Consider the following 22,365-nt stretch of genomic DNA (forward strand, 5'->3'; position numbering starts at 1 on the left):
GGTGTTTTTAATGACATTTGAAACATTAAAACTAGAGAAGAATGGTAGATTGGCGACGTTGACTTTGAACAGGCCAGCCGCTATGAATTCTATGAATGAAGTGATGATGAGAGAATTAGCTGATTGCTTTGAAGCGTTAAATGATGATGGGAATATACAAGTACTTATTATTAAAGGGGAAGGGAAAGTATTTTCAGCTGGTGGAGATATTAAAGCGATGCTGAATGAGGACAACCCGATGGATATTGATGAAGTTATGGTTGATATTACACGCTTTGTGAAGGCAATATATATGTTGCCAATGATAACAATTGCAGCAGTTCACGGGGCATCTGCAGGATTAGGCTTTAGTTTAACACTGGCTAGTGACATTATTATTGCTGAAGAAACTAGTAAACTAGCGATGAATTTCATTGGGATTGGTCTTATACCAGATGGTGCAGGGCATTTCTTCATGAAGGAGCGTTTAGGCACTCCGCTTGCTAAACAGATGATTTGGTCAGGTGACGTATTGACAGGCACTGGAGCAAAAAAACTAGGCTTGGTAGATGAAGTAGTACCTGAAGGGAAAGCTTCTGAACAGGCAAATTTATTAGCACAAAAATTGTTACAATCACCAGTTGCTGCAATGATTGCATCAAAGGAGATCTTGCATACGCAAAAGTGTACAGAGCTAACGAATGTTCTCAAAATGGAAGCAGTTGCTCAATCTAAAATGCGTAAAACAGTAGATCATTTAGAAGGTATTCAAGCATTCGTACAGAAACGTACACCCGCTTTCAATGGACAGTAAAAAAATGCCTTTCACAATTTAACTTTTGTGAAAGGCATTTTCATTATGAATGGAACAATATTAATTTGCCAGCAGCATTTACTAAGCGATGTGTTTGATCTGCCAAACCTTTTTCTTCAACTTGTTGTTGCCCTTGAGTTTTGGCAGTTACATCATCAGCAAATTCCCATGCTTCGTCAAAAAGTGTTTTACCTGATTTTTCGAACGCTGTAAATCGATACGTTTTCATATTCATCACCCTTTTTTATGAATGTGTATTCATTATACTAGAAAAGTCAGAAAAAACATACAAATCAGTAATGGGATTTTAATAGTAATCTATGAGTTATGTTAGAGCTTTTGCTATAAATTACCGGAATTTTGTGATAAAATAAGAACAAATATTCGTATCTGTTGAAGGAGGAAATCATGTCTACTATTCGATTTTTTCATACTGCCGATTTACATTTAGATAGCCCATTTAAAGGGATGTCGGCACTCCCAAAGGAGCGTTTACAGGAACTTCGTAATAGCACATTTGCAGCATTTGATCGATTCATCCAATATGCAGTAAAAGAACGGCCAGATTTTATTGTCATTGTTGGAGATATATATGATGGAGAAGACCGTAGTTTACGTGCACAAGCTCATTTCCAAAAAGGTATGGAACTACTTTGTGACAAGAATATACCAGTCATTTTGAGTTATGGAAATCATGATCATTTGAATGGAAAATGGACACGCTTCGAATTACCTCCCAATGTCTATGTACTACCTAAGCAAACAAAGCAAGTGACTTTACAAATTCGCGAAACTGAGGTTCATATATATGGCTTTAGTTATCCTAATCGGCATGTGACAGAGCCTATGATAAATACATACCCAGTTGCTACAGATAAGGATGCCTTTCATATTGGTATGCTCCATGGAAGCTTGATGGGAAATACAACTCATGATGTCTATGCACCTTTTACAAAAGAAGCTTTACTTTCGAAACAATATGATTATTGGGCACTAGGGCATATTCACTTACGTCAAATAATAAATGTACATCCACCGATTGTTTATTCAGGTAATATTCAAAGCCGCCATCGTAAAGAGCAAGGTATAAAAGGGTTTTATGATGTAGAGATGGAAAAGCATAGCACAAATCTGGATTTTGTACCGACATCGGTGATTGTTTATGATGAATTTGAAGTTAATTGTGAGGGTCTTATACATGCCAATGAAATTTTACAAGCATGTGAAATGGTGTTGCAGCAATTTCGCGATATTAATGGTGCAGGAGTTGTAGAATTAAAGCTTGAGCAATTAGAGCCTAGCGCTAAGATGTTATTTGAAGAGAGTACTATAGAAGAATGGCTTGAACTGATACGAGAGAAAGAAGAGGTGAAATCTCCTTCCATCTGGGTACAGTCTGTTCACGTCAATTGGCAAGACTTCATAGAATATGAACCAACTGTTGCGACAGAAGCAGTACTTCATGTTATTGATAATTGGGACGAAATGCAATGGAAGGAAAAGCTAAAAGATCTCTATCAGCATCCTAAAGGAGGCCGTTATTTAAAACCTCTATCTGATTTAGATTTAGAGCAAATCTCAGCGCAAACAAAAGACTTATTTAAAAACTTAGTATCAAAGAAACTTTAACTTTGAAGTAAAGAAGGGAGTGAACAATATGTATATCCATAAATTGGTTATTTTTGGATTCGGGCAACATGAGAATGTAACGATTAATTTGAAACAAGGTATCAATGTATTCTATGGGCTCAATGAAGCGGGGAAAACGACGATTCAGCAATTTATACTTCATATATTATTTGGTTTTCCTCAAAAGAATGCGCAACAGCTCCGCTACGAACCGAAAGCAGGCGGTAAATATGGTGGCCAAGTGCATATAATAGACGATGAATTTGGAAATTGTATTATTGAACGTGTGAAGGGGAAAGCAATAGGGGATGTTACGGTCTATTTTGAAGATGGTACAAGAGGGTATGAGGAGGCGCTAGCGAAAATAGTACATGGCTATAATCGCGAAGGCTTTGAAGCCATTTTTTCATTTTCTGTTCATCAATTGCAACAGCTAGAGCATATGTCTGAGGATGAATTGAGCAAAGTATTATTAGCTTCAGGAACAACAGGTGTTGATCAATTAACTAAACTTGAAAAGGATCTAGATAAGAAAATTGGAGAGCTCTTTAAGAAATCTGGTAAAAACCCAACGATAAATAAGCAGATTGAAGAACTTCGTGAAAGTGATCAAATTCTAAAAGAAGAGCGTAAAAAACTTGAGGAATATGATCCTACTATTTTAAGATTACAGCAAATTACAGCAGAATTAGATGATATTAAATCAACCGAATCTATGCAATTGAAAGAACAGCAGAATTTACATATATTCCGTCAACTCTATCCTCTACTACAAAAGAAGGAACAGTTAGAACAAGAGCTTCAATCTATTTTACAGAAAGGATTTCCGACAAATGGAGTGCATCGTTATGAGTTGTACAAAGACAAAAAAATCGAAGTACAAGCTATATTAAACCAAGTTCAGCAAGAAAAAGAAATAATCCAAAAGCAACTCAAAGTAGGTTTTGATGATGAACGATACCAAAGATTAAAGAACCTCAATGATCAAGACAGTGAATGGCGTGAGTGGAACTCTAAGGTGAAAAGTTTAGAAAATGATATTGAAATACTACAACAAGAAAAAATAGCTCAATATCGATTATTGGGCATTACGGATTATGAACAGCAACAAGCTTTAGAGCAAACGGAAGTTTCTCTTGAACAGGAAGATTATTTTCGTCAATTGGTAAAGCAATTGGAAGAAAACGAAGAACAGTATCGATTTGGTCAACGTACTTTAGAACAGCTTCAAAAGGAGTTAGCAACAGATGAACAAAAATTAGATAATCTTTTTGAACAGCAACCGTCTGACTATGAGATAGAACGAGCAGCCAATTGGTCAGCAAAAATACAAAGAATAGCTGAAGTGAAGGCTACCTTAAATCATGAAGTAAAAGTAACTAAAAGTACAAAATCAGTAAAACTCTTCAGTGTAGCGATTGCAATAATAGCTATTCTAATTGGCATTAGTCAATCTAATTGGCTTGTAATCGCAATAGGTATTATTGTAGCTTTTGCACTATGGTTTATTTTGGACAATGGTACAGTGCCAAATGAAGATAATTCTGTAAATAAAGAAGCTCTGCTACGTGAAATTCGCGAATTTGAATCACAGCAATCTGAGATGGAACAACTACTGACAAAAATTCGCCAATTTGAAGATCGTATTACTCTGTTACAAGAACAGTATGATGATAAAAAAGTACAAATGAAAGAAGCTCAACAAGCTGTATCTAAATTCAATATGTATGTCGAACAAAGTGAAGAGCAACTTCAACTTTTTTTAAAGCGTTTTCAAATAAGCGGCTCATTACAACCCGAACTTCTAACAGAGTTATTCAGGCAAGTACGTGAGTTCCAACAAAAAAGCTCAAGTATAATGATGAAAGAACATCAATTAGAGCAACTTTCTGCGCTAGTAAATGAGCGTATAAAGGATGCCTCAGCAGCTTGCGAAATAATCTGTACGAGAGAAAATTTATCAGCTACCGTTCAATCAGTCTATTTCAATATGACTGAACAACAGCAGCTTGTTGTAACGGCTAAAGAAAAACTACAACAATTAGAAAATATTATTGATGAGAAGACGAATTTGCATAAATCTTATACGAATGAAATCTTACATTTATTTGAAGAAGCTGATGTTGAAACAGCCGAGGATTTCTATAGGGCTGACGAACAATTTCAACTTTATAAAGACAATTTCCTATCATTAAAACAAGTAGAGGAACAATTGGCAATGTTCGATGAGGCATCAGTCAACGTTCAATTAAACGATATAGAATCTCAAAATCTACTTGAGCAGATATCAGCTACGCTGCTATCTTTACAAGAGAAAAAAGATAAGTTACTCAGTGAACATGCGGAGCTACAAGCGAAAACAATAGGTCTATTATCAGATGAGAAATATGGTATTCAGATTCAAAGGTTTGAAGAGCAAAAAGCCGCTTTAGCGGAGCAAGCTCGTGAATGGGCTATTAATCAAGCAATTGCAACAGCAATACAAGAAACTATGCGTAACTTAAAGGAAAAAAGACTGCCAGCAGTTTTGCAAAATGCAGAACGATATTTTATACAGTTAACAGGTGGCCGCTATGATACATTAGAGATAAACTCAGAAAGTATTTTTGAAGCAGTTGCTGAGGATGGTATGCGTTATACAATAGATGAATTGAGCCAAGCGACGAAAGAGCAAGCCTATATAGCATTACGATTTGCATTGGCGGATTCATTACAACAATCTGCACCATTTCCGATTATTATGGATGATCCTTTTGTTCATTTTGATCGTTTGCGTATTGGTAACATGGTACAATTAGTTGATAGTATTCAAACGAAACACCAGATACTTTATTTTACATGTCATGAAAATATGATAGATCAATGGTCAAAATCATTCGTCATTCATGTTTCAAATTTAAAAAGTGAAAGGAGATTGACTTCCATATGAATGGTATAGCATCACTTCAAGTCGGAGAGCCAGTCGATCATTATTTATTAATTAAGCAAGCTACAAAAGGCGTTACAACAATGGGGAAACCATTTATGACGTTAATTTTACAAGACAAGAGCGGTAGTATTGAAGCAAAATTATGGGATACAGGCGAAGAACATGAACAACTATATCAATCTGAGGGCATTGTACGTGTTGGTGGAGAGATCCATGATTACCGTGGTAAAGCTCAACTACGTATAAAAGCAATCCGTCCAGTAGCGAATGATGAGGGAGTTTCAGTAGTGGATTTAGTACCATCTGCAGAAACACCAAAAGAGGAATTATTTGAGCAATTGATGCAGTTCTTCTTCGAAATTAAAAATCCACAAATTTCACGCATTACTAGACATATATTAAAAGAAAACCAAGATGAGGTTATGACGTTCCCAGCTGCGACAAAAAATCACCATGATTATGCATCTGGTTTACTAGATCACGTTGTATCGATGTTGAAATTAGGTCGAGCAATTGCTGATTTATATCCGACGTTAAATAAGGATTTATTATATGCAGGTATTATTTTACATGATATCGGTAAAGTAGTTGAGTTATCTGGACCAGTTGCAACATCATATACTGTCACGGGTAATATGCTAGGGCATATCTCGATTATGGTGACAGAAATTGCGAAAGCCGCAGATACACTTCAAATCGAAGGTGAAGAAGTCATGTTGTTGCAACATATGGTATTATCTCATCACGGTAAAGAAGAATGGGGAAGCCCTAAAAAGCCAATGTTGCAAGAAGCGGAGATGCTTCACTACATCGATAATATCGATGCCAAAATGAATATGCTAAAACGTGCATTAGGTAAGACAGCATCTGGTGAATTCACAGAAAGATTATTCCCATTAGATAATCGTGCATTCTATAAACCAACAATTGATTAATAAAATAAAGAAAAAGGACCTTTCAGCGATGCTGAGAGGTCCTTTTTACATACTAAAGAGTATTACTGTTAACAGTTACGGAACAGTCCATGGAATGGTTTATGACATGGCTTATTCATATTGCAGTGACCTGGTCTACCTGGATCACCTGGATCAACTACTACGTTTTCAGTAGATTGTGTGTAGTAATGACGCGGTACATTAACAATGTGTTTTCTGTTTACAGTAACTATTGGATGAATAACGGGAACTTCTCTCTCAACGTAGCAATCATTGAACTGATATTGTGTAGGGCATACGATGGGTTGTTGGCCGTGATTGTGGCAATGACCATGACCGTGGCCGTGGCCGTGACCGTGACCAAAACCATGTCTGTGGTGATGGTTGTGACATTTCAAAGGAATCACCTCCGTTCTAACTTGTTAACTCTATAACATGCGACAAAGTAAAACATTAAGAGGACAGAGGCCCGTAAAAATAAAAAAATACCTGATCCATCGTAATGGATCAAGTACTTAAATGTTGCTACTTATTTTTCAGTAGTAGTATTTTCATTTAAAAATTGGCTTAGTGCGTCTTTTAGATCTTTGTCTTTAATCTTCACGTCAGCTTCTTTAATTAATTTAGTAGTTGTTTCAATGAATTTATTTTGAGCTGCCTCAGTTGCAGCAATTTTTTGTTTAATATCATTTTTGCTATCTTCTAGAGAAGGAAGGTCTTTAACATCACGCTTGTCCTCTAATTTAATAATGTGATAGCCATGAGTAGATTTAACTGGTTCACTGATTTCGCCTTTTTTAAGAGCGTATGAAGCATCTGTAAATTCAGCAACCATTTTATCTGGGCCGAACCAACCTAGTTCACCGCCAGCTTCTTTAGAACCTGGATCTGTAGAGTACTTTTTAGCAAGTTTAGCGAAATCTTCACCTTTATCTAGTTTAGATTTTACTTCTTTAGCTGTTTCTTCATCAGCAACTAGGATATGGCTTGCTTTTACTTCTGTTTTCATACGATCGTAGTATGCTTCGATTTCTTTTTCAGAAATATTCATAGCTTTTTCTTGTAATAAAAGAATACGGATATAATCTTCTTTGAAATCTTTTTCAGTTAAGCCTTGAGCAGCTAGAGTTTGTTCGTAGCTTTCACCCATTGCTTCTTTTTGCTTTTTGAATTCTGCATCTACTTCTTTATCAGTTATTTTGTATTTATCTTCTAATACACTTTTGATAACTAATGTTTGAAGTGTTTGTGTACCAGCCGCACTCTTCATTTCCTGGTACAGTTGTTCTTTTGTAATATTACCTGCTTTTGATTCTACTACTACTTCGTCACTTGAATTATTTCCACATGCAGCAAGAGCAAGAACAGATGCTGCTAGTGTAAGTGATAATACTGTTTTCTTCATCTTTAAAATCTCTCCCAACTTTAGTTACTTCTAACTAATGTATTTGTAACTATAACACAAAACGATAAAAAAAGAAAAAGGTTCCATATTCATTTAGCCTAAAACCCTAAAACATATATGCATAAGATAGCAAAGAGAAGGGAGGTGTGGGTAATGGGTAATGGTGGTGGATATTCTAATGGTTCAGGATTTGCTTTAATTGTCGTGTTATTTATTTTGTTAATTATTGTTGGCACGGCATTTATTTGCTGAATTTTGGCAATAAGAAAGTCCATTTGCAGTCATGCGAATGGACTTTTTTATTTATTAAATTCATTAATTTGAGGACGGAAGAACTAACTTAATGTTGATAGAACTTAACTTATCCAACAAGCTATTTTCAATGATATAAAATGAATATTGCTTACACAGTGAACAGAATCTCCAAGTAAAATGAGATTAACAAAATAGTAATCAATACATTTATAGTTCGATATATTTTTGGTTGTTTTTCTTCAGGAATTTCTTTTTGCGCACAAAGTGCATACGTCATCCGGTTGATTTGAAATAAATAAAACACCGAGAATAGGACGACAATGGCAATCATCAAGTCTTTTCCTCCCCTCTATCTACATCATAAGCATAACAAACAAAGAACAGAAATGACAAGTTAATCATCATTGGTTAGATGATGGAACTAAAATTTCAAACCCCTTATCTGTTTCTTCAATTAATGCCGTTTTAGGCGAATGTATAAGATGTTTGACATACAATAGGTCAATTAAGCAAAGTCCACAGTGATAAGCCAACAAAATCGAAAAGTAATGTCTAAAGGGTGGAAACATTATTGCGCCAATTATTAAAACTAAGTTCAGTAGAATAAATGGTACGAGCAATGCAAAAACATAACGACTTTTTAAAATGGGCTCATGGATACGCATCGACAATACAGGTAAAAAGCTATATTGTTTCTCAATGGAAAAGCGCAAACTTTTACGATAACTAAATAATGGCATAAAATGTAGCAGCTTATGAGCAGGGTAAATCATAAAAAAGACCAGTAAAAAGAGCGGGAATAAGTGATCTGATAACGGATCTTCTTTAAATATATTTAAAACTATATAAAAAACAGAAAATACGCTAATGACGATTATAGTAGACAATAAAAAAATACGATCATGGCCGTATTGTTTCTGTACATTAATTGTTTTCCAGCAATGCAAGGTTTAGCATCTCCAATTTCAAAATATGATAATCTTCGAAACCTAACATTAATGCTTTTCATAAGGAAAATCAAGTCATTTTATATTAAAAAAAAGATAGCGTTTTCATCCCTGAGTATTGAACATTTGGAGCAATACTCAGGTTGAACTCGTTTTGAATATTATTCAATTTTACGTAATGAACCTTCGAAAATATCCATGAAATCATCCCCATAGATATTACGAATAATAGCCATAAGGTCTAACAATTCAGGGAATTTACCATACATTTCTTTTAAAGGAAGCGAACCTTCAAGAACACTATGCTTCGATTGGTTGTAATTTTCTGTCAATTCAACAAGTAATGACTTACCTTTTTCGGTGAGCTCAACATATGTATTTCGCTTATCGTCATTACGTTTAGAAAATGCAAGCAATCCACGCTCCTCTAAATTTTTAGAGAAATTAAATGCGGTCGATACGTGCATTACACCAAATTTTGCTATATCAGAAATCGATGCGCCTTCAAGATTAGAAGCAATCCATAATACATGGTGCTCATTGATATTCAAATCATATGGTTTAATCCATGCTTGCCAATCTTTTTCAGCAGCTTTCCAAAGGGCCTTCGATAGCTGGGCGATTCTTTGGCTGTAAAGCATAGCTTCACGAACCGTATATAAGTCTTCAGACATAGCTATCACCAACTTTCGCAATTTTCTAACATTATAACATTATTTGTAAATAATAAACAATCGTTTTCCAATATAAAATAGTACAAAAAATATATTTTTATAATAGTTTAATTATTTTTCTCGAAAAATATACTTCTATCGTATAATTTTATTCATTATTTTTTGGATTCTTACGATTTTGGAATTCTGCTAGATGTTTTTCGATTTCTTCAACAGAGCTTTGTAAAGAAGCAATTTCTTGTTGTAGATTCTCTTGAATAGGCGCTGTCTCAGCTTGCCAAGAAGCAAAAGATTCCTTTGATTCTTCAATAACTTTAGGAATGGTTTGTTGAGCTTCATTTTTTATGTTCTCAATAGACCCTTTAATATCAGCTATTCTATTTTGAAGATCCTCTTTAGTAGTTTGCAGTGATGATCTAAATTCTTTACCTGATTGTGGTGTAGATAAAAGAACAGCTACCATACCCCCAATTGCTCCAGTTGTTAAGCCGAGTAAAAATGTAGACGTTTTCATAATATCGTTTCTCCTTCCTAGTTTAAACTATGTATATCCTTCTTTTACTATAATAAAACATGATATCCAATAAAAGAAATTAAAACAAAAATTATTTATTATTTGTAGCTATTAAAAAGAAGGTCATTATCTATAGTATTGTAGATAGTGACCTTCTGAATATATTATTTTTAATATTAATGTTTAGGCATGTGTTAAAGATGTATTAAATTTCGAACGTTTAACCAAATTAATGATGATTGGGTAAATAATAATAAATGCTACGACGTTAATGGCAACAGCAGGTAGTACTACTGTTATGAATAATGCTGTAAATGGAATTTTCGCACCAACAACTAATATTGCTGAGCCTAAGAAAACACTTCCTGAAATTATCGTACCTACACCGGCAAGAACAGCCGATACTGCAATTTTCTGAGCAAACTTTTGTAATAATACAACTGCTGCATAGAAAATAAATGCTGTGACTAATTTGTCGATAATGTTCGGTACAAAACCAGCTGGGAATGTTGAAAATAGGCCTGAAATCACGCCTGTTGTTATTGATAGTAAGAAAACTTCTTTAATACCAGGGAATAATAAGATGCCGATAAACATCATAGTTAGCATGAAGTCTGGCTTCATACCACCATTAATTCCTGGAATCACGACATATAATGCCGCACCTACACCAACTAAAAGTGCCATCAAAACTAAATTCTTCGTATTCATTTCTCATCTCTCCTATAGCTACACTGAGCTCAACTTTTGTTATTTCCTTCCGTATCCTCGTGATCGGAAGCGAAACTTATACATGATATTACAGGTAAATTATCGGGAAATCAATACTATTATATAATAGTATTAATAAGAAAGTTAACCCTTCTTATTTAGATTTTCAATAATTTGTTCAGCTAAATCAGCTAAAATTACTGGCGTATATTCATCTGGTTTTGTGGTCCAAGTAGGTTTAAATCCGTCAGTTTCATCATATCTTGGTATGAAGTGTAAATGAAAGTGAAATACAGTTTGGCCAGCCGCTTCTCCGTTATTATTTACTAAGTTCATGCCAGCTGGGTTGAAGGTATTTTTAATAGCATTAGCAATTTTAGGTGCAACAGCAAAGAGATTCGAAGCTACTTCAGAAGACATTTCAAAAATGTTTGCCACATGCTCTTTAGGAATTAATAATGTATGACCTTTTGATAGGGGACCAATATCCATAAAGGCATAGACAAATTCGTCTTCGTAAACTTTCATACTAGGAATTGAACCATCGATAATTTTACAAAATAAACAATCGCTCATAAAATACACACCTTTCATCATTTTGCTTTTTATTTTACCATATTGGTAACTGCTAGTTTGCGAAAATTTTGATAAACTGTAAGAAGAATAGGAGTGACGAGGAATGACAGTATTAGAATTACAATCCGTAACAGGTGGTTATACGAGAAAACCTGTTATTCATGATTTATCCTTTACAATTCAACCTGGAGAACTAGTCGGACTAATTGGACTGAATGGGGCAGGGAAAAGTACTACAATTAAACACATTATCGGATTAATGACTCAAAAAAGTGGAGACATTCTTCTAAACGGGATCACAATAAAGGAAAATATGGATCAATATCGTTCCTCATTTTCATATATTCCAGAAACTCCTGTATTATATGATGAGTTAACTTTGAAAGAACATTTAGAATTAACTGCAATGGCATATGGTTTGGATGAACAAACATTAAAAGAACGCTCTGAACCATTATTAAAAGAATTCCGAATGGAAAAGCGATTAAACTGGTTTCCGTCTCATTTCTCAAAAGGAATGCGTCAAAAAGTGATGATTATGTGTGCATTTTTAGTTAATCCATCATTATATATTATTGATGAGCCATTTTTAGGGCTAGATCCACTAGGGATTCAATCATTATTAGATCACATGGATGAAAAGAAAAAAGACGGAGCATCTATTTTGATGTCTACACATATTTTATCGACGGCTGAAAAACATTGTGACCGTATTTTATTGTTACATAATGGCCGACTTCGCGCACAAGGGACGATGAATGACTTACGCCAAGCATTCAATATGCCAGGTGCAACTTTGGACGACCTATACATCGCGATGACAAAGGAGCAAGATCATGAATAACTTGCATGATGTGTGGCGTACACGCTTCTTTCATTATATAAATGAAGTGCAAAAGTATATGAAATATGTCTTTACGGGGCATATGGCAATCGTACTTGTATTCATCATCGGCGCAGGTGGCTTTCAATATAGTGAGTGGCTGAAAACAAATCCAATTGATTTTCCTTCTATATTAGTAACTGCAATCGTAATAGGTTTTCTATTAGCATTCAGTAGTCCTACGACTTTAATCCGTGAGCCTGACCAAGTTTACTTATTGCCACTTGAGACAAAGCTTCCAATTTATTTTAAGAAGGCTCTAAATTGGACATTTTGGTCACAGATTCTTGTCGTTGTTTTACCGTTTATCATAGCCCTACCTATGCTAAAACAAATAGGAAAAGTATCTACAGTGACAATTGGATTAACATTTGTAGTTGTTGTGTTGATGAAATGGTGGAATGTACAAGTCGATTTTGCATTTCGTTGGGCTAATCGAGGACAAGCAGTATGGGGAGATCGCCTTGTAAGAATATTAATTTCTATTATTGTTTTGGCATCAGTGTTATTGATGAACATATGGATGATGATTATTGTTGCTATTCCAGTAATCTATTATGGTTTTACTTGGATGAAACAAAAGACTATGCATCCCTTTCCTTATGAGCATTTCGTAAAACTAGAGCAAAATCGTATGTTGCGTCTTTATCGTTTTGCTAATTATTTTACAGACGTACCTCATATACATGGTAGCATTAAAAGACGTCAGTGGTTGGATGCGCTATATAAAATGGTAGCGTTTAAAAAAGAAAACACACAAGCCTATTTAGTGTTCCGCACTTTTGTCCGTACAGATGACCATTTCTATTTATGGGTGCGTTTAACGGCGATAGCGGGCATAGGTGCTTTTATCATTAATATGCCTGTTGCTGTTGGCGTCTTTTTAGCAGCGCTAGCATTTGCGACGACAATTCAGTTGAAGCAAGCATTAATTTCTTCAACAGATTTTAGTATGTATATGTTATATCCATTACCAACAGTTTATCGTAAACTAGCAGTTCATAAAATTGTTCGAGTGGTAAATATTGTACAAGCAATTATCGTGTTAATTTGTGGCATAGGTAACCCATTATTTTATGTCGGACCTGTGATTATGTTAATCGTTGGCGAGCTTACATTACGAATGACGAAATAAAGAAAATCCTGAGACAGTGTGAATGTCTCAGGATTTTTTTATATATTTTGATAATCAAGTACTGCTGCACCTAACGTTTTAGCAGCAATCAACATTGCTTCTTCACGGAAATCGAATTTTGCATGATGATGAGCATATGCAGTTCCTTCAGGCATTGCACCTGTAAAGAAGAATACACCAGGTACCTTTTCTAGGTAGTATGAAAAATCTTCCCCAACCATAAGTGGAGCGCATTCAAGTACTTCATTAACACCAGGAATATCCTTCGCGATGTCAAAAAGGAAAGCAGACTCTTTCTCATGATTGACAACAGCTGGATAGCCCCTAATGTATTCGAATGTGTAGGCGCAATCAGCGGCAAGGCAAGTACCTTTAATAATACGTTCAATTTCAGCTTCCACTAAATCACGGACTTCAGGTAAAAATGTACGGACAGTACCTGACATTTTAGCTTCCCCAGCAATAACATTAAAAGTATCTCCAGCGTGGAAGGAACCAATTGTTACTACAGCCGATTTAATAGGATCAACTCTGCGAGAGACGATATGCTGTAAATTTGTAACGAGTTGTGCACCAATTGTTACTGTATCAATCGTATCTTGTGGCATTGCACCATGTCCACCGCGGCCTTGTATAGAAATTTCGAAGCGATCTGCTGAAGCCATCATAGGTCCTGAGCGATGTTCAATAGTGCCAAACGGTGTTTGTGACCATAGATGTGTACCAAAAACAGCATCGACACCATCCAAGCAGCCCGCTTCCACCATAGGTTTTGCTCCACCAGGCGCTATTTCTTCAGCATGTTGATGAATGATGACATATTCACCAGCTAGCTGATCGCGCATTTCATGAAGTGCTTTTGCAAGTTGTAGTAATGTGGCAGTATGACCATCATGACCACAAGCATGCATAACACCAGCGACAGTTGATTTATAGGGAACATCGTTTAATTCTTGAATAGGAAGTGCATCAAAGTCTGCTCTTAATGCAATTGTTTTACCAGTTTTTCCGCCTTTAATACGTGCAACAACCCCGTTGCCACCAACATTAGCTTCATAAACAACGCCGAGCTGATCGTAAAATTTTTGTATATACTTAGCTGTTTCAGTCTCATTAAAAGAAACTTCAGGATGCATATGTAAATGGCGGCGAATTTGTACCATGTCTTTATAAGAAGCATCTAGTTTATCAAAAAGTTGTAGTTTCATCTGCTATACCTCACTCATAGTTAGTATTATTGATTTGCTTTTATTATAACAAAAAAAGCCGAGCGCTTGACTCGACTTTACTAATTAATCTTCAGTTTCTTCATTTTTTGCAGTGGTATAAGTTGTTACATATGCTTTACTTGTGAAAATGTTACGATTTTCAATACCTACTGCAGCAACTTGATTATCAAAAGCTTCTTTATATGCTTTTGATACTTTCCAAGCTTCAAATGAAGTTGGACCAGTCCATTCTGTTAAGACAATATAAGTTTCGGAATTGAGCGGTTTAAGTAAGCGATATGCTTTGAAACCAGGATCCGAATCAATTACATGCGAACGACTTAAAAAACGATGTTCAAATATAGGACGACCTTCATCTGAAACAGGTAGATGATTCAATACAAAGAAACCTTTGTCTTCTAATTCATTAATTGAATCGATTACTTCGTAGCTTCGAGGGGTTTGAAAAACAGATTTTCCCTCTGTCTCATGTAGCAACATAGAGTTGCCAGAGCCATGTAATACAATCATTTTTTCGTTGGGATATTTTTTTCGTAAGCTTACCATAAATTCTGGAGTTCCAGATGTTAAATAAATATTCAATAATAACGCCTCCTATTTAATTTATATGTTCTTAAATATAACCAGTTTCAGTGGCTAGTTGCTCGAGCCGGCGCTTTTATCATTCCTTTGTATATAATATTTAGCCATAGTTTATATCAATTAAACATTATAATGTGCACAATTAATAATTGTATGTTTGATATATCGATAATAAGTAAAATATATTAAAAGAATTTGAGGGTTTTTAGATTGTCAGACATCTTTGTCGAAAAGATGTCAACATTACAAACAATTTCATGACATTTCGGGCGGAAAACTATACAATAACATGGGAAACGACTATAGTGAAAACGGATACGAAAGTCGAAACGAATAACTTTTATATATGAAGGGAATGAATCTATTCATGAGAAAGATTAATGATACGCTTTTACGCGCAGCACGTGGAGAGAGGACAGCCTATACTCCGGTTTGGTATATGCGTCAAGCAGGACGTTCACAGCCTGAATACCGTAAGATTAAAGAGAAATACTCATTAGAGGAAATTACACATCAACCAGAATTGTGTGCTTATGTGACACATTTACCGGTACAAAATTATAATGTTGATGCAGCCATTTTATATAAAGATATCGTAACACCACTACCAGGTATGGGTGTTGATGTGAAAATAAAAGCAGGTATTGGTCCAGTGATTTCAAACCCAATTCGCTCTGTAAAAGATGTAGAAGCTTTACGCGAATTTAATCCTGAAGAACATGTACCATTCGTGCTTGATACAATAAAACTTTTAACTGAAGAACAATTAGATGTACCTTTAATCGGCTTTGCCGGCGCTCCATTTACACTTGCGAGCTATATGATTGAAGGTGGTCCTTCTAAAAGTTACAGCTTAACAAAATCATTCATGGTATCTGAGCCACAAGCTTGGTTCATGTTAATGGACAAGTTAGCGGATATGATTATTGTGGATATTAAAGCTCAAGTTGGAGCAGGAGCTAAGGCATTCCAAATTTTTGACTCATGGGTTGGAGCACTAAGCAAAGAAGATTACCGTATCTTCATTAAACCAGTTATGACAAGAATTTTTAGTGAGCTAAAAGAGTTAGATGTTCCGATGATCACATTCGGCGTAGGTGCAAGCCACTTAGCAATGGAATGGCATGATTTACCGGTAGATGTTGTCGGCTTAGATTGGCGTTTGCCGATTAAAGAAGCGCGCGCTATGGGGATGACTAAACCAGTTCAAGGTAACTTAGATCCAACATTATTATTAGCTGATTGGTCTGTTATTGAAGAACGCACAAAAGCAATTATTGACCAGGGCTTAGAAGTACCGGGTCATATTTTCAACTTAGGACACGGCGTTTTCCCTTCAGTAGATCCAGATGTTTTAAAACGTTTAACAACACTTATTCATGAATACAGTGCAGAGCAAGTTAAAGTACGTTCTTAATAAGTAGTAAATAATTTTTTGAGGTGAATTTACAATGAAAAAAACAATGGGCTTATTAGTTATGGCTTATGGTACACCAAACAACGAAGATGAAATTGAGGCATACTATACACATATTCGCCATGGTCGCAAACCTAGCGAAGAGTTAATCGAAGACCTACGTAGCCGTTATCAAGCTATCGGTGGTATTTCTCCTCTTGCAGAAACAACTCGTAAACAAGCAGCAGCATTATGTGCTCGTTTAAATGAAGTTCAAGATGAAGTAGAGTACAAACTTTATATTGGTTTAAAACATATTGCACCATTCGTAGAAGATGCAGTAGAAGCAATGCATAAAGACGGTATTACTGAAGCAGTTTCCATCGTACTTGCCCCTCACTTCTCAACATTCTCTATTAAATCGTACAATGGCCGTGCGAAAGAAAAAGCAGAAGAATTAGGTGGTTTAACAATCACTTCAGTTGAAAGCTGGTACAAAGAGCCAAAATTCATCCAATATTGGACTGAAAAAATCAATGAAGCGTTTGCTGACATGTCAGAAGAAGAACGTAACACAGCTTGTCTAATTGTTTCTAACCACTCATTACCTGAAAAGATTGTTAAATTAGGTGACCCTTATGCAGATCAACTACATGAAACAGCTGAAATTCTTCAGAAAGAAACAGGAGTAGAACATATGGAAGTGGGCTGGCAAAGTGCTGGTCAAACACCGGAACCTTGGCTTGGACCAGATGTTCAAGATTTAACCCGCGAACTATACAACGAAAAAGGCTACCGTTCATTTGTTTATACACCAGTAGGCTTTACTGCGGAACATTTAGAGGTATTGTATGACAATGACTATGAATGTCGTATAGTTTGTGAAGAATTAGGAGCTAACTATCGTCGTCCAGCTATGCCAAACGATGATCCATTATTCATCGATGCAATGGTTGATGTTATTAATAAAACGTTATCTCAAGCCTAATAGAAAGTGATGATTGATGTGACTGAACAAAAGCAAAGAGTAGCCGTTATCGGTGGTGGGATTTCAGGCTTAGCTGCTGCGTTCTATTTGCAACAAGAGGCTAAAGAGAAAAAACTTCCATTAGAAATAGTACTGATTGAATCTTCTCATCGTTTAGGTGGCAAGATTCAAACTGTACGCAAGGAAAATTTTATCATTGAACGTGGTCCAAACTCATTTATTGATAACAATAATAGTATGGCCAAATTAGTAAAAGACTTAGGTATCGAAGACCAGCTCATTCGAAGTGAAGCAGGTCAAACGTACATTACTGTCAATGAAAAACTATATCCAGTACCAGCAGGGTCAATTTTAGGGATTCCCACAAAGTTATCTTCATTTTTAGCTTCTGATATTGTGTCTTGGAGCGGTAAAGTGCGTGCTACATGTGACCTATGGTTTCCTCGTTCTCGAGTACAAGAAGATCAGCCTTTAGGGAAATTTATACGTAGAAGATTCGGTAAGGAAACTGTTGAGAATATTATAGAGCCGCTTTTATTAGGTATTTCTGCTGGAGATATAGAACAGCTTAGTTTACAAGCAACTTTTCCAGAACTAATTGAAATGGAAAAAGAATATAGAAGTTTAATGACAGGTATGAAAAAGGCACTTTCTGAGACCTCTCATGATGACTCAAAGAGCATTGAAGAGCGTTCATTCCAAACTTTTATAAATGGTCTTGAAACGTTGATAGAGGCATTAGAGGGACGACTAATAGATACGACTATTTTAAAAAGTGTCAAAGTTGAATCGATTGCAAAAGCAGCGCATCAAGTCACATTGTCTTTGAATAATAAGACCTCAATTGCCGCAGACGCAGTAATTTTAGCTACACCACATCTTATAACTCAAAAAATGTTTGCCAAACAAGGTTTATTACAAAATTTACAAGATATCCCACTAGCAACTGTTGCTACTGTATCGATGGCATTTCCCATAGAAGCAATGGATGAAAGTTTTAATGGCTCTGGATTCACTGTTGCGCGTAATAGCGATTTCTCAATTACATCTTGTTCATGGATACATCGAAAATGGCCGGCATTTGTTCCAGAGGGCTATGCTTTATTGGAAGTTTATGTAGGACGTTCAGGTGATGAAGCGATTGTCGATTTATCGGATGGTGAGATTGAAAAGATTGTCTTACAAGATTTAAATAGAGTGACCCCGCTAAAAGGGAGTCCATTATTTACCGTTGTTTCGAGATGGAAAGAAGCTATGCCTCAGTATACAGTTGGTCACACTCAACGTGTAGAATTAGTTAAACAAGAATTATATGAACACTTCCCTACGATGAAGTTGGTAGGAAGTTCTTATGAAGGAACAAGTTTACCTAATTGTGTTGACCAGGCTCGAAGCGCAGTGGATGAGTTATTAATAAAATTATTTGAATAATGGAGTCGTTCTTTTCGTTGGTTTAAAGATACCTACAGAAGAGCGATTTTTTTTGCCATTTTATCAATATATTTATGTAATTCTTGAGGCATACATGACGTCGCGAACTCTGGTTATGTTCCCTTAGAAGAGCGCTTTTGTCATTTCAGAGTGTCCAGTCTCAAGCTCAAGCCCCTCGAGTTCAATTTATCGTGTAGTGAACTTAGGTTATATTTCTTTAGACGATTCTATTCCACATTTCTAATTGTTCACAATTTACTTCCCTTTCTTTCATTATTATTTCACATTTATACAGTATGATGAAAAGGGAAGGGGTGATGGAGTTGAGAAAGCGTGTTACGGTCATCATATTATTTTTCTTATTACTCCTTTTTGGATGTGGAAAGGATGCGTACCCAGCAATTCCAGCAGATACTTCCTTTATCGCAGCAGTCAATATACAGCAGCCTTCAGTCACTTTTGTAAATAAAGATTTAAAGGTTTTTGCTACTTGGCAATTAGAGAAAGCATACACAGGTGCCACTTTGATTGGTCAGCAATATTTACTGCTTTATGGTAACCAGCTAGAGAGTGCGGACGTTTATAATTTAAGTACCGGTGAAGTGGCGTATTCCATTGCAACTGGTGCTGGAGTAACGAATGCCATCTATGCACCAAATAAGAAAATTCTCTACATATCAAATGGCAAAACGAATCGCGTTACGGCTTATACTAGTAAAGGCGAGCAAATCGCTGAGCAGAAGGTAGGTAATTATCCGATGTCGATGGTTACCCACGGACAAAATTTATATGTAGTTAATTATAAAGATACAAAACTTTCTGTCCTTGATGCAGAGTCTCTTAAAGTGAAAGATAAGTGGCAAATTCCAAAATCCTCTCACGGGATGATTATTTTAGAAAAAAGAAAAGAACTATGGCTTGGTGGACACGGAGCGGGTATGAAACCGAATACGACTGTCGATATTTTTGATATAAATAAGGGGCAGAAGGATCGTGAACTTTCACTACCAATGATGCCAATTAGTTTTGCGATTGACAATGACCGAATATATGTTGTCAGTCATGGGCAAAGTCAATTATATGAAGTAAATGATGAAGGTCGTGTATTGAGTGCACAAGAAATTGGCGCTAATCCATTTGCAGTGCAACTTTTTGAGCAATATGTCGTAGTAGCAGGGTACGATGATCAAACATTATACTTTATGAAAAATAATGATGTTACAAAAAAAGTGAAAGTTGATAAAGGACCATTTCAATTGATTGTAAGGGAGATGAGCGAATGACATCCATTCTAATTGTAGATGATGAACAAGATATGAGGAATTTAATCCATATGATGTTAAAAAAGTCAGGATTTCAAACACTACAAGCTGAAAATGGCTACGTTGCTATAACAACCCTCGCTCAAGCGAAAGTCGATTTAGTATTGCTCGATGTTATGATGCCAGGTATAAATGGCTTTCAAGTATGCGAAGAAATTCGTAAAACTTCGAATGTACCAATCATTTTCCTAACTGCAAAGGATGCAAATGAGGACAAGGTAAAAGGTTTAACGATTGGTGCAGATGATTACATTGTAAAGCCATTTACATCAACAGAACTTGTGGCTCGAATAATAGCCGTGTTACGTCGCACGGGAAATGCTCCAGTGGAGGTGCAAGTAAAGCATTTATGTAAAGGGACAATTGATTTGGATGAGGTATCTAGAAAAGTATTTGTAGCAGGAAGTGTAATTCCCCTAACGTTAAAAGAATTTGACTTATTACATTTATTTATGACAAATGAAAATACGGTTTATACACGTGAACAATTATTAGAGAAATTATGGGGTCTAGATTATGCAGGGGGAACCAGAACGGTAGATACGCATATTAAAACACTTCGATTAAAATTAGGAAAAGAAGCTGGTCAATTTATTCACACCGTATGGGGGCTAGGCTATCGCTTTGAGGTAAGGATATGAAAAAACTGTCTTCACGAATTTGGGCAATGATTTTAATTTTCTTAACACTAACCGTTCTTTTTATGTACATACTAACCCATTTTTTATATGAACGATTGTATGTTAAAGATGCGGAACAGTCGATGATTGAAGTTGGGGAGAAATTGGCAACGATTTATGAAGGCGGTAAAGTAACCGAAGATTTGATCGCGCAAATTGATAATTATAATAATTACTCAGATGTCTCTGTATTTGCTGTTAAGAATCCACGTGAACTAAGTGCTTGTGTACCATTTGATATTGATTACAAAACATTGATTGGTGCAGAGGAGCGGCAGAAACTTTTACAAGAACAAACTGTCACCAAGATGGGATATGAGGAGCGCTTTGATCGGCAAATTATTTCTGTTATTATTCCGCTGACAGATCAAAACCGTTTAGAAGGTATTATTTATATATATTTCCCGTTAGCGAAAATATCGGAATTGGCATCTAAAGAAGTTATTTTTTTATTAGGTAGTGCAGCAGTATTTTTAATAATTGTAGGTTTTGGTATTTATAAGGGAATAGGTCATATTATGAAACCTCTAAATGCATTGCAAAATGCTGCAGAGAAAATGGCTGAAGGAAATTATGAAATGAGAGTCCAAGTTACATCAAAGGACGAAATTGGCCAGTTATCAAAAACCTTTAACAAAATGGCGACCGCTATTCAACAAAATGATGAGAAGCAAAAGAGTTTTTTAGCTACCGTGTCACATGAATTACGAACTCCTATTAGTTATGTGAAGGGATACGGAGAAGCTATACAAGAAGGGGTAATTCCAGAACAAGAACAGCATGAAACGATTTCCTTAATCGTCCGAGAAGCTAATCGTATGGAAAAGCTGACAAATGAATTGTTACAATTATCACGAGCAACTAACTTATATGAACCGATTGCATTATTTCCGTTACCACTTGCAGAAACAATTCGTGAGGTAGTGTTATTAACAGAGCAACAAGCGCTTAAAAGGGACATAAAAGTGAATATTGATGTTAGTGAGGATATTATAGTTAATGCAGATGAAGAGAAATTAAAGCAAATTTTCATAAACTTAATTGAAAATGCATTACGTTATTCTAATGAGAAGACATCAATAGAAATAACTGCAGAAACAAATGGACGTTTTGTAAACATTGAAATAGAAGATCATGGCATCGGGATTCCGGCGGAGGATCTACCTCATGTAACAGAGAGGTTTTATAGAGTAAATAAAGCGAGAAGCCGTAGTGATGGCGGAAGTGGATTAGGTCTTTCAATAGTTGATCAGCTTGTTAAATTGCATGAAGGTACTTGGCAAATTGATAGTGAGTTTGGAAAAGGAACAACAATTACAATACAAATACCAATGGTAGAGGAGTTTTAATA

The 22,365-nt window shown here is 35.8% G+C and carries 24 protein-coding genes; 13 read left to right on the plus strand and 11 right to left on the minus strand.

The features are described from left to right. Positions 1-10 precede the first annotated feature (10 nt). Positions 11-793 (plus strand): enoyl-CoA hydratase, encoded by a 783-nt coding sequence (locus tag MKY02_RS03285; RefSeq protein WP_076034464.1) that lies wholly within the window; start codon positions 11-13, stop codon positions 791-793. Positions 794-836: 43 nt separating this feature from the next. On the opposite strand, the gene MKY02_RS03290 is transcribed toward MKY02_RS03285, so the two are convergent. Further along, the gene (locus MKY02_RS03290; RefSeq protein ID WP_038189025.1) at positions 837-1,022 is read right to left on the minus strand and encodes a YhzD family protein; all 186 of its coding nucleotides are present in this window, start codon (positions 1,020-1,022) and stop codon (positions 837-839) included. Between the two features lie 179 nt (positions 1,023-1,201). Between MKY02_RS03290 and MKY02_RS03295 the strand changes: the two genes are divergently transcribed. Genes MKY02_RS03295 through yhaM form a run of 3 tightly spaced genes read left to right on the plus strand, consistent with a single transcriptional unit; the run spans position 1,202 to position 6,286 of the window. Next, positions 1,202-2,422: a metallophosphoesterase family protein gene (locus MKY02_RS03295; protein ID WP_340708624.1), complete on the plus strand. Its 1,221-nt coding sequence runs from the start codon at positions 1,202-1,204 to the stop codon at positions 2,420-2,422. Positions 2,423-2,450: 28 nt separating this feature from the next. After that, positions 2,451-5,351 carry an ATP-binding protein gene (locus tag MKY02_RS03300; RefSeq protein ID WP_340710614.1) on the plus strand — a complete coding sequence of 967 codons (2,901 nt, stop codon included), beginning with the start codon at positions 2,451-2,453 and terminating at the stop codon, positions 5,349-5,351. Next, a complete protein-coding gene (yhaM, locus tag MKY02_RS03305; RefSeq protein WP_038189011.1) occupies positions 5,348-6,286 on the plus strand; it encodes a 3'-5' exoribonuclease YhaM in 939 nt (312 codons plus the stop codon). The genes MKY02_RS03300 and yhaM overlap by 4 nt, the downstream gene beginning before the upstream one ends. A gap of 68 nt (positions 6,287-6,354) precedes the next feature. Here the strand turns inward: yhaM and MKY02_RS03310 are convergent, their stop codons facing one another. Together MKY02_RS03310 and MKY02_RS03315 are read right to left on the minus strand one after the other, a co-directional pair. Beyond that, positions 6,355-6,684 (minus strand): hypothetical protein, encoded by a 330-nt coding sequence (locus tag MKY02_RS03310; protein ID WP_327192209.1) that lies wholly within the window; start codon positions 6,682-6,684, stop codon positions 6,355-6,357. 131 nt (positions 6,685-6,815) lie between these two features. Then, positions 6,816-7,691, minus strand: coding sequence for a peptidylprolyl isomerase (locus MKY02_RS03315; protein ID WP_038189009.1), 876 nt, complete (start codon positions 7,689-7,691; stop codon positions 6,816-6,818). 153 nt (positions 7,692-7,844) lie between these two features. On the opposite strand from MKY02_RS03315, the gene MKY02_RS03320 reads away from it, so the two are divergent. Then, positions 7,845-7,943, plus strand: coding sequence for a YjcZ family sporulation protein (locus tag MKY02_RS03320; protein WP_076034466.1), 99 nt, complete (start codon positions 7,845-7,847; stop codon positions 7,941-7,943). A 151-nt stretch (positions 7,944-8,094) separates the two neighbouring features. Here MKY02_RS03320 and MKY02_RS03325 read toward each other — a convergent pair whose 3' ends face one another. The 6 genes from MKY02_RS03325 to MKY02_RS03350 all read right to left on the minus strand — a co-directional run bounded on the left by MKY02_RS03325 (position 8,095) and on the right by MKY02_RS03350 (position 11,368). Then, positions 8,095-8,277 (minus strand): hypothetical protein, encoded by a 183-nt coding sequence (locus MKY02_RS03325; protein WP_370588357.1) that lies wholly within the window; start codon positions 8,275-8,277, stop codon positions 8,095-8,097. A 70-nt stretch (positions 8,278-8,347) separates the two neighbouring features. Continuing rightward, positions 8,348-8,893: a DUF3267 domain-containing protein gene (locus MKY02_RS03330; protein ID WP_038189003.1), complete on the minus strand. Its 546-nt coding sequence runs from the start codon at positions 8,891-8,893 to the stop codon at positions 8,348-8,350. A 161-nt stretch (positions 8,894-9,054) separates the two neighbouring features. Beyond that, entirely contained in the window at positions 9,055-9,573 is a 519-nt protein-coding gene (locus tag MKY02_RS03335) for an HTH-type transcriptional regulator Hpr (RefSeq protein WP_051448815.1), read from the minus strand. Between the two features lie 142 nt (positions 9,574-9,715). Further along, on the minus strand, positions 9,716-10,081 hold the full coding sequence (locus MKY02_RS03340) for a YtxH domain-containing protein (protein WP_038188999.1): 366 nt from the start codon (positions 10,079-10,081) through the stop codon (positions 9,716-9,718). Positions 10,082-10,264: 183 nt separating this feature from the next. After that, positions 10,265-10,792, minus strand: a complete 528-nt coding sequence (locus MKY02_RS03345) for a tryptophan transporter (protein WP_038188996.1) — start codon at positions 10,790-10,792, stop codon at positions 10,265-10,267. Between the two features lie 144 nt (positions 10,793-10,936). Beyond that, positions 10,937-11,368, minus strand: a complete 432-nt coding sequence (locus MKY02_RS03350) for an HIT family protein (protein WP_340710616.1) — start codon at positions 11,366-11,368, stop codon at positions 10,937-10,939. A gap of 103 nt (positions 11,369-11,471) precedes the next feature. On the opposite strand from MKY02_RS03350, the gene MKY02_RS03355 reads away from it, so the two are divergent. Beyond that, positions 11,472-12,212 carry an ABC transporter ATP-binding protein gene (locus MKY02_RS03355; RefSeq protein ID WP_038188991.1) on the plus strand — a complete coding sequence of 247 codons (741 nt, stop codon included), beginning with the start codon at positions 11,472-11,474 and terminating at the stop codon, positions 12,210-12,212. Beyond that, entirely contained in the window at positions 12,205-13,386 is a 1,182-nt protein-coding gene (locus MKY02_RS03360; RefSeq protein ID WP_340710618.1) for an ABC transporter permease, read from the plus strand. Before MKY02_RS03355 ends, MKY02_RS03360 begins: the two co-directional genes overlap by 8 nt. 38 nt (positions 13,387-13,424) lie before the next feature. On the opposite strand, the gene MKY02_RS03365 is transcribed toward MKY02_RS03360, so the two are convergent. Continuing rightward, the gene (locus tag MKY02_RS03365; RefSeq protein ID WP_038188976.1) at positions 13,425-14,594 is read right to left on the minus strand and encodes a M20 family metallopeptidase; all 1,170 of its coding nucleotides are present in this window, start codon (positions 14,592-14,594) and stop codon (positions 13,425-13,427) included. A gap of 84 nt (positions 14,595-14,678) precedes the next feature. Continuing rightward, positions 14,679-15,197 (minus strand): antibiotic biosynthesis monooxygenase family protein, encoded by a 519-nt coding sequence (locus MKY02_RS03370; RefSeq protein ID WP_038188974.1) that lies wholly within the window; start codon positions 15,195-15,197, stop codon positions 14,679-14,681. A gap of 367 nt (positions 15,198-15,564) precedes the next feature. Between MKY02_RS03370 and hemE the strand changes: the two genes are divergently transcribed. From hemE to MKY02_RS03400, 6 genes are all read left to right on the plus strand, one after another. Beyond that, positions 15,565-16,614, plus strand: a complete 1,050-nt coding sequence (gene hemE, locus MKY02_RS03375) for a uroporphyrinogen decarboxylase (protein WP_038188971.1) — start codon at positions 15,565-15,567, stop codon at positions 16,612-16,614. Between the two features lie 34 nt (positions 16,615-16,648). Then, entirely contained in the window at positions 16,649-17,581 is a 933-nt protein-coding gene (gene hemH, locus MKY02_RS03380) for a ferrochelatase (RefSeq protein WP_038188966.1), read from the plus strand. Between the two features lie 9 nt (positions 17,582-17,590). Further along, positions 17,591-19,012 (plus strand): protoporphyrinogen oxidase, encoded by a 1,422-nt coding sequence (hemY, locus tag MKY02_RS03385; RefSeq protein ID WP_038188964.1) that lies wholly within the window; start codon positions 17,591-17,593, stop codon positions 19,010-19,012. Positions 19,013-19,335: 323 nt separating this feature from the next. Then, positions 19,336-20,295 (plus strand): YncE family protein, encoded by a 960-nt coding sequence (locus tag MKY02_RS03390; RefSeq protein ID WP_340710619.1) that lies wholly within the window; start codon positions 19,336-19,338, stop codon positions 20,293-20,295. Next, positions 20,292-20,975: a response regulator transcription factor gene (locus MKY02_RS03395; protein ID WP_340710620.1), complete on the plus strand. Its 684-nt coding sequence runs from the start codon at positions 20,292-20,294 to the stop codon at positions 20,973-20,975. The genes MKY02_RS03390 and MKY02_RS03395 overlap by 4 nt, the downstream gene beginning before the upstream one ends. Continuing rightward, complete coding sequence (locus MKY02_RS03400; RefSeq protein ID WP_340710621.1) at positions 20,972-22,363, plus strand: sensor histidine kinase; 1,392 nt, start codon at positions 20,972-20,974, stop codon at positions 22,361-22,363. The genes MKY02_RS03395 and MKY02_RS03400 overlap by 4 nt, the downstream gene beginning before the upstream one ends. Positions 22,364-22,365 lie beyond the last annotated feature (2 nt).

The organism is Viridibacillus sp. FSL R5-0888 (genome assembly GCF_038009105.1).
Classification (GTDB): domain Bacteria; phylum Bacillota; class Bacilli; order Bacillales_A; family Planococcaceae; genus Viridibacillus; species Viridibacillus arenosi.